This is a genomic window from Enterovirga sp., from assembly GCF_035325185.1.
In the GTDB taxonomy this organism is placed as follows: Bacteria; Pseudomonadota; Alphaproteobacteria; order Rhizobiales; family Beijerinckiaceae; genus Enterovirga.
This window is the reverse complement of the sequence record NZ_DAOLAJ010000055.1, coordinates 1-7,902: the sequence shown is the minus strand read 5'-3', so window position 1 is coordinate 7,902 and position 7,902 is coordinate 1. Positions and strand designations below refer to the sequence as shown.

6 protein-coding genes and 2 riboswitches are annotated in these 7,902 nt (G+C 69.6%); of the genes, 3 read left to right on the top strand and 3 right to left on the bottom strand.

The genetic code is table 11. The features are described from left to right. On the top strand, positions 1 to 1,803 hold a 1,803-nt coding region (locus PKD06_RS12010), incomplete at its 5' end, for an L-glutamate gamma-semialdehyde dehydrogenase (protein WP_324380421.1). Between the two features lie 10 nt (positions 1,804 to 1,813). Here PKD06_RS12010 and PKD06_RS12005 read toward each other — a convergent pair. Continuing rightward, a complete protein-coding gene (locus PKD06_RS12005; RefSeq protein ID WP_324380420.1) occupies positions 1,814 to 3,133 on the bottom strand; it encodes an MFS transporter in 1,320 nt (439 codons plus the stop codon). Positions 3,134 to 3,368: 235 nt separating this feature from the next. Then, a riboswitch (glycine riboswitch) is annotated at positions 3,369 to 3,466 on the top strand. A gap of 3 nt (positions 3,467 to 3,469) precedes the next feature. Then, positions 3,470 to 3,550, top strand: a riboswitch (glycine riboswitch). Between the two features lie 55 nt (positions 3,551 to 3,605). On the opposite strand from PKD06_RS12005, the gene PKD06_RS12000 reads away from it, so the two are divergent. Beyond that, entirely contained in the window at positions 3,606 to 4,883 is a 1,278-nt protein-coding gene (locus PKD06_RS12000; protein ID WP_324380419.1) for a D-amino acid dehydrogenase, read from the top strand. Positions 4,884 to 5,027: 144 nt separating this feature from the next. On the opposite strand, the gene PKD06_RS11995 is transcribed toward PKD06_RS12000, so the two are convergent. Together PKD06_RS11995 and PKD06_RS11990 are read right to left on the bottom strand one after the other, a co-directional pair. Continuing rightward, positions 5,028 to 5,951, bottom strand: a complete 924-nt coding sequence (locus PKD06_RS11995; protein WP_324380418.1) for a ketopantoate reductase family protein — start codon at positions 5,949 to 5,951, stop codon at positions 5,028 to 5,030. A gap of 10 nt (positions 5,952 to 5,961) precedes the next feature. Further along, positions 5,962 to 7,182 carry an acyl-CoA dehydrogenase gene (locus tag PKD06_RS11990; RefSeq protein ID WP_324380417.1) on the bottom strand — a complete coding sequence of 407 codons (1,221 nt, stop codon included), beginning with the start codon at positions 7,180 to 7,182 and terminating at the stop codon, positions 5,962 to 5,964. 401 nt (positions 7,183 to 7,583) lie between these two features. Between PKD06_RS11990 and PKD06_RS11985 the strand changes: the two genes are divergently transcribed. Further along, positions 7,584 to 7,902 (top strand): CarD family transcriptional regulator (locus PKD06_RS11985; RefSeq protein WP_324380434.1); only part of this gene is annotated, 319 nt, incomplete at its 3' end.

The window sequence follows — 7,902 nt, the reverse complement described above, 5'->3', positions numbered from 1 at the left end:
CCGGCCCAGCGCGCGGCCTGCCTGGAGCGCGCCGCCGCCGCCATGGAGGCGCGGATGCCGGTGCTCCTCGGGCTGATCGTGCGCGAGGCCGGCAAGTCCTATCCCAACGCCATCGCGGAGGTGCGCGAGGCGGTGGACTTCCTGCGCTACTACGCCGCCGAGATCACCCGCCTCCTCGGCCAGGACCGGCATGCGGCGCTCGGCCCGGCCGTCTGCATCAGCCCCTGGAACTTCCCGCTCGCGATCTTCACCGGGCAGGTGGCGGCCGCCCTCGCCGCCGGCAATCCGGTCCTCGCCAAGCCCGCCGAGGAAACGCCGCTGATCGCGGCCGAGGCCGTGCGGCTGCTGCACGAGGCCGGCATCCCGGCCGACGTGGTCCAGCTCGTCCCTGGCGCGGGCGAGACGGGCGCCGCGCTCGTCGGCGATGCGCGCGCCATGGCGGTGATGTTCACCGGCTCTACCGCCGTCGCGCGCCTGATCCAGGGGCAGCTCGCCGGGCGCCTCGCGCCGGACGGCCAGCCGATCCCGCTCGTCGCGGAAACGGGCGGGCAGAACGCGCTCGTCGTCGATTCCTCCGCGCTGGCCGAGCAGGTCGTCGGCGACGTCATCGCCTCGGCCTTCGACAGCGCCGGCCAGCGCTGCTCGGCGCTCCGCATCCTCTGCCTCCAGGAGGATGTCGCGGACCGCACCCTCGCGATGCTGAAGGGAGCGCTCCGCGAGCTGGCCCTCGGCAACCCGGCCGATCTCGCGACCGATATCGGCCCCGTCATCACCGCGGAGGCGCAGGCCAATATCCTGAAGCATATCGAGACGATGCGGGCGCGCGGCCACGCGGTGGAGAGCCTGCCCCTGCCCGAGGCGGCGCAAAAGGGCACCTTCGTGCCGCCGACCATCATCGAGATCGGCCGGATCGCCGATGTCGAGCGCGAGGTCTTCGGCCCCGTCCTGCACGTCCTGCGCTACAGGCGGGCCGACCTCGACCGGCTGATCGAGGCGATCAACGGCACGGGCTACGGGCTCACCTTCGGCCTCCATACCCGCATCGACGAGACGATCGCCCGCGTCGCGGGCCGGATCGAGGCCGGCAACCTCTATGTGAACCGCAACATCATCGGCGCGGTGGTGGGCGTTCAGCCCTTCGGCGGCTCGGGCCTGTCGGGCACGGGCCCGAAGGCGGGCGGGCCGCTCTATCTCGGCCGCCTGCTGCCGGAGGCGCCCCCGGCCCTCACCGAGGGCCTGGACGCGGCGGGCGCGGCCCTGGCCCCCGCCCGCGCCTATGCGGCGTGGCTCCAGCAGACCGGGCGGGACGAGGCGGCCGAGGCCTGTTTCGGCTTCCTGTCGCGCTCGGCCCTCGGCGCCAGCCTCGAACTGCCGGGGCCTGTCGGCGAGCGCAACCTCTATACGCTGCGCCCGCGCGGGCGCATCGCCGCCCTGGCCCGCAGCGAGAGCGGCCTCCTCACGCAGCTCGGCGCGATCCTCGCGACCGGGAACACGGCCGTCGTCGAGAAGGGCAATCCCGCCGTGGCCGCACTCGCAAGCCTGCCCGCGGACCTCGCCTCGCGGATCGCCCCGGTCGCGGACTGGAACGCGAGCGATCTGGCCGGGGTGCTGTTCGAGGGCGAGGCGGGCGACCTCCTCGCCCTGCTGCGGCAGCTCGCCAAGCGCGAGGGCGCCATCCTGCCGGTCCAGGCCGGCCGGGCGGGCGGCCTGGATTACGAGCTGATGCGTCTCGTCGAGGAATGCTCGATCTCCACCAACACCGCGGCGGCCGGCGGCAATGCGAGCCTGATGTCGATCGGATAGCCCCCCGCGCTCAGGGGGTCTGCGCGAGGTCGCGCCTGACGGTCTCGGCCAGGAGCACGAGGGCGGCGACCGAGAGCAGCGCCGTGCCGATCATGAACCAGGAGACCGAGGAGCCCCGGCCGGTCGCCGCGAGCAGCCAGGTCGTGACGACGGGCGTCGTCGCGCTGCCCAGCAGCCCCGAGAGCATGTAGGCGACGGAGAGGCCGCTATAGCGCACCTTGGTGCCGAACAGCTCGGCCAGGAACGTGGCGATGGGGCCGTAATTGGCGGCGAAGGCCGTCATCATCAGCATGTAGCCGGCGAGCGCGCCCATGAAGAGCTTCGTGTCCATCAGCCAGAACATCGGGAAGGCCACGAGCGCCTCGGCGACGATGCCGCCGATGATGACCGGGCGGCGCCCGACCCTGTCCGAGAGCCAGCCGAAGAAGGGCAGGAGGAAGATGCAGGCCGCGCAGGAGAGCAGCACGATCCAGAGCATCTCGTTGCGGGTGAAGCCCAGCGTCTGGGTCCCGTAGGTGAGGCCGAAGGATACGATGAGGTTGAAGGAGGAGCCGGTGGACATCGTGGCGACGCCGCCGAGGATGACCGTCTTCCAGTTCTTCGAGACCAGCTCGAGGAGGGGGAGCCTGACCTGCCGGCCCTCGGCCTTGACCTTGCGGAAGCTCGGCGTCTCGGTGGTGGCGAGCCGGACATAGGCGCCGACCCCGACGAGCAGGACGGAGAGCAGGAACGGGATGCGCCAGCCCCAGCTCAGGAGCGCCTCGTTCGACAGCGTGCTGCTGAAGGCGAGGAAGACGAGATTGGCGAGGAGCGTGCCGGCCGGCACGCCGATCTGCACCCAGGAGCCGTAGAGGCCGCGCCTGTGCGCCGGCGCGTGCTCCACCGCCATGAGCACCGCCCCGCCCCATTCGCCGCCGAGGGCGAGGCCCTGGACGATGCGGAGCGTCAGGAGGAGGATCGGCGCCCAGATGCCGATGCGGTTGTAATCCGGCAGGCAGCCGATCAGGGCGGTCGCGACGCCCATGATCACGAGCGAGAAAAGAAGCATCGACTTGCGGCCGAGGCGATCGCCGAAATGCCCGAACAGGGCCGCCCCGACGATGCGGGCCAGATAGGCGGAGGCGAAGGTGCCGAAGGCGAGGAGGGTGCCGACCAGCGGATTGAAGCTCGGGAAGAAGATCTTGTTGAAGACGAGCGCCGAGGCGGTCGCGAAAAGGAACAGGTCGTACCACTCGACCGTCGTGCCGATGACGCTCGCGAAGGCGATCTTGCGCATGTCGGGCGGCGCGTCCTCCGACGGGCGCGCATCGGATTCGAGGGCGGCTTGCATGGGGTCTTCTCCTCGTCGAGCGACCGGCGGCGGGAACTCGCTGCGCCCTGCGCGCCCTTCCCGGCTGCCGACCGGACATACCGATGTCTCGAAGAGCCCCGCGAAAGCAAGCGCCTCGCCGACAATCTGCGCAGGACGGCGCGCTTCCGACCATCATTTGGGCGCCCTCTGCCGCCCGATCCCGCATTCCCGTCGTTGTCGCGCGACGCCGATTCGCGTATGGAAGCGCGTCCGACACGACGATGCGGGAGAGACCGGGAGGGCGGCTGCCCCTCCGGCGCCGACGGAGCAACCGCCCCGGAAACTCTCAGGCAGAAGAACCGCGCCGTCAGGACGATCTGGAGAGAGGCGCGCGAGCGCCCACCGAAGGGGACGCCGGCCCGCGGGCCGACGAAGCTCTCAGGTACCGGGACAGATGGGGCGCTGGGACCGAGCCACCGGTCCGTTGGCGAAACCGTCCGGGAGTCAGATCATGCCACATATCGCCGTCATCGGAGCCGGGATTACCGGCGTCACCACCGCCTATGCCCTCGCCGAGCGGGGCTACGAGGTCACCGTCCTCGACCGCAACCGCTATGCCGGGATGGAGACGTCCTTCGCCAATGGCGGCCAGCTCTCGGTCTCCAATGCCGAGGTCTGGAACAGCTTCGCGACGGTGCTGAAGGGGCTCAAATGGATGATGCGGCGCGACGCGCCGCTCCTCCTGAATCCGAGCCCGAACTGGCACAAATATTCGTGGATGGCGGAATTCATCGCCAATATCGGCAAGTACCGCGAAAACACGATCGACACCGTGCGGCTTGCCCTCGCCTCCCGCGAGCACATGTTCCGGATGGCGCAGGAAGAGGGGATCGAGTTCGATCTCGAGCGCCGCGGCATCCTGCATTTCTACCGCGACAAGGAGGCTTTCGACACAGCCGGCCAGGTCGACGTCCTCTACAGGGAAGGAGGCCTCCAGCGCGAGACGCTGGGCCCCGACGACATCCGCCGCATCGAGCCGACGCTGAAGGGCAGCTATTACGGCGGCTTCTTCACGCCCTCGGATTCGACGGGGGACATCCACAAGTTCACCCGCGGCCTCGCGGCGGCCTGCGCGCGGCGCGGCGTCAAGTTCCGCTACGATTCGGCGATCGAGGCGATCGAGCCGGCGAGCCGCGGCGGCTACGAGCTGCGCTGGCTCCCGGTCGGCCATGACGACGGCGATGCGACCATTCACGACTGGGAGCCGATCAACGCCGACGGCGTCGTGATCTGCGCCGGTTGCGAAAGCCGCAGGATCGCCGCCTCCCTCGGCGACCGGCTGAACATCTATCCGGTCAAGGGCTACTCGATCACGGTGCAGCTCTACAACGAGCGCAGCCAGGAGGCGGCGCCCTATGTCAGCATCCTGGACGACGCCACCAAGATCGTCTCGAGCCGCCTCGGCCGCGACCGCTTCCGCGTCGCCGGCACCGCCGAGTTCAACGGCTTCAACCGCGACATCCGGCACGACCGGATCGAGCCCCTGATCCGCTGGACCCGCGAGCAGTTCCCGGACGTGCAGACGGACCGCGTCATCGCCTGGAGCGGCCTCAGGCCCATGATGCCCAGCATGCTGCCCCGCGTCGGGCCGGGCAAGCGGCCGGGCATCTTCTACAATACCGGGCACGGCCATCTCGGCTGGACGCTCTGCGCCGCGACGGCCCAGGGGCTCGCGGCGGCCGTCGAATCCACGCTCCCCGCGGACAAGGCGGCCCGCGCGGCGGCGTAAGGAGCGCCTTCCCTTGCCATCCCCGGCGACCCGAAGGGCCGGGAAGGGGGTCCAGAGCCGCCTGCGCCCCCCCTGGATCCCCTTCCCGCGCCTGCGGCGCGCCGGGGATGACAGGGAGGCGCTTCACCCGCCCCGGCTAGCAGCTCAGCCTCCCCGCGCCAGCCGGTCCGCATAGACCCGCAAATGGGTCTGGGCGGCGGAGAGGAGGGGCGTGTCGAGGCCGTGGCGCCGCGCCCGCGCCTCGAGGTCGCCGACGATCTGGTCCGCCTCGACCGGAAGCCCCCCGAGGAGATCGCGGTACATGGACGCGGCCATGGGCGAGCCCTTCTGCGTGAGCATCTTCGTGACGGATTCGAGGAAGGCGGCGCTCGGCGCGATCCCGTCCGTCTCGACCACCTTCACCACCTCCGCCAGGAACCGGAGCACGAAGTCCCGTCCGCCCGCGGCGGCCTCGATCTCGCCGATCGTGCCCCGCATCAGGCAGCAGATGCCGCCCATGGTGGCGAGCATCGTCCATTTCTCCCACAGCTCCCGGCCGATCTCCTGCGTCAGGCGGGCGGTGAAGCCGGCCCCCTGCATCACGCCGTCGAGCCGCTTCGTGCGCTCGGAGGGCCGCCCGTCCAGCTCGCCATAGGCCAGCTCCTGGAACAGGGCGAGCTGGCGGATGCGCCCCTCGGGATCGATCGTGGTCGAGACCTTGCAGACCCCGCCGACCAGCGCCTCGCCATAGGCAGCCCGGATCGCGTCGAGATGGCGCATGCCGTTGAGGACCGGCATGATCATCGTCTGCGGCCCGACGGCGGGCCGGATGTCGGCGAGGGCCTGGTCGAGGCCGAACGCCTTGACCGTGAGCAGGACCAGGTCGAACGGCCCCTCGATCTCCCCCGCCCCGACGAGCTTCGGCCTCAGCGTGACGTCCCCGTGCGGGCTGAGGAGCACCAGTCCCTTCTCGCGAAGCTGCGCCGCCCGTCCGGGCCGGACGAGGAAGGTCACGTCGCGCCCGGCCTCGGCGAGGCGGCCGCCGAAATATCCGCCGGTCGCCCCGGCCCCCACCACCAGAATGCGCATCCGCTTCTCCTCAATAGAAAGCCTGGAGGCCCGTGATGGCCCGCCCCAGGATGAGGGCGTGGACGTCGTGGGTGCCCTCGTAGGTGTTCACCGTCTCGAGATTCTGGGCGTGGCGCATGATGTGGAACTCGCCCATGATGCCGTTGCCGCCGAGCATGTCGCGAGCCTCTCGCGCGATGGCGAGCGCCTTGCCGCAATTGTTGCGCTTGACGATCGAGATCATCTCCGGCGCCATCCTGCCCTCGTCGAAGAGCCGGCCGACCCTGAGCGACGCCTGGAGGCCGAGCGTGATCTCGGTCATCATGTCGGCGAGCTTCTTCTGCACGAGCTGCGTCTGGGCGAGGGGGCGGCCGAACTGCCTGCGGTCGAGCGTGTATTGCCGCGCGCGGTGCCAGCAATCCTCCGCCGCGCCGAGCGCGCCCCAGGAAATGCCGTAGCGCGCCCGGTTGAGGCAGCCGAACGGCCCCTTGAGGCCCGAGACGTTCGGGAGCAGGTGCTCCTCGCTCACCTCGACCCCGTCCATGACGATCTCACCCGTGATCGAGGCGCGCAGCGAGAGCTTGCCGCCGATCTTGGGCGCGGAGAGGCCCTTCATGCCCTTTTCCAGCACGAAGCCGCGGATCTGGTTGTCGTGGGCGGCTGATTTCGCCCAGACGACGAAGACGTCGGCGATGGGGGCGTTCGAGATCCACATCTTGGAGCCGAACAGGCGATAGCCGCCGTCGATCTTCTCCGCCCGCGTCTTCATGCCGCCCGGATCGGAGCCCGCATCGGGCTCCGTGAGCCCGAAGCAGCCCACCCATTCGCCGGATGCAAGCCTCGGCAGGTATTTCCGGCGCTGGCCTTCGTCGCCATAGGCGTAGATCGGATACATCACGAGCGAGGACTGGACGCTCATCATCGAGCGGTAGCCGGAATCGACCCGCTCCACCTCGCGGGCCACGAGGCCGTAGGACACGTAGCTCGCCGCCGCGCAGCCGTAATCCTCGGGCAGGGTGACGCCGAGGAGGCCGAGCTCGCCCATCTCGTTGAAGATCTCGCGGTCCGTCCTCTCGTGGGCATAGGCGTCGACGGCGCGGGGCAGCAGCTTGTCCTGCGCATAGCTGCGCGCCGTGTCGCGGATCATGCGCTCGTCGCCGGTGAGCTGCTCGTTCAGGAGAAGAGGATCGTCCCAGACGAAAGGTTGAAGCGCGCTCTTCTTTGGCCCGCCCGACTTGATCGCCTGACTCATCGTTTCCGTCCCTTCCGTTGCTGGCCGCCGCCTCGCGCGGCCCGTCCGTTAACCATCTCTACCATTCGCCCCGCCCTGCCGCGATGGTCTAGAGGGCCGAAATTCCTTTGATTTTCAACTCATAGTGTGTTAAGAGAAAGAACCTGCCCGATCCGGCCGGATCGGGCCTGAGCCCGGATGCTTACCATACAGGATCGCGAGTCGACTTCGCCGGCGTTTTGGCGAAGCGAGGCGGTTTTGTCGTCGGCGCCGGGACCGGGAGCGAGCGGGCCGCTCGCCTCCGGGGGATCGCGACGGGACATGGAGCCCCGGGGGACGAGCGTCCCGCGGGACATGGCTTCCGCCCGAAACTGGATACCACACCACGTCCGCGAGGCGCGGGCGAGAAGGAAGGCGTGTCGATGACAAGCGCGAAGAAGACGGCTCAGCGGCAGGGCTACAAGGTCGGTGAAGCGGTTGTCTACCCCGCTCATGGCGTCGGCCGCATCACGGCGATCGAGGAGCAGGAGATCGCCGGCTTCAAGCTCGAGCTTTTCGTCGTTTCCTTCGAGAAGGACAAGATGGTCCTGCGCGTGCCGACGGCCAAGGCCGCGAGCGTGGGCATGCGCAAGCTCGCCGAGCCGGCCAGCATGCAGAAGGCGCTCCACGTCCTGACTGGCCGGGCTCGCATCAAGCGCACCATGTGGTCGCGCCGCGCGCAGGAATACGAGGCCAAGATCA

Coding starts and splice junctions, on each gene's coding strand:
- PKD06_RS12005 (WP_324380420.1), bottom strand. CDS start 3,133: ATGCAAGCCGCCCTCGAATCCGATGCGCGCCCGTCGGAGGACGCGCCG.
- PKD06_RS12000 (WP_324380419.1), top strand. CDS start 3,606: ATGCCACATATCGCCGTCATCGGAGCCGGGATTACCGGCGTCACCACC.
- PKD06_RS11995 (WP_324380418.1), bottom strand. CDS start 5,951: ATGCGCATTCTGGTGGTGGGGGCCGGGGCGACCGGCGGATATTTCGGC.
- PKD06_RS11990 (WP_324380417.1), bottom strand. CDS start 7,182: ATGAGTCAGGCGATCAAGTCGGGCGGGCCAAAGAAGAGCGCGCTTCAA.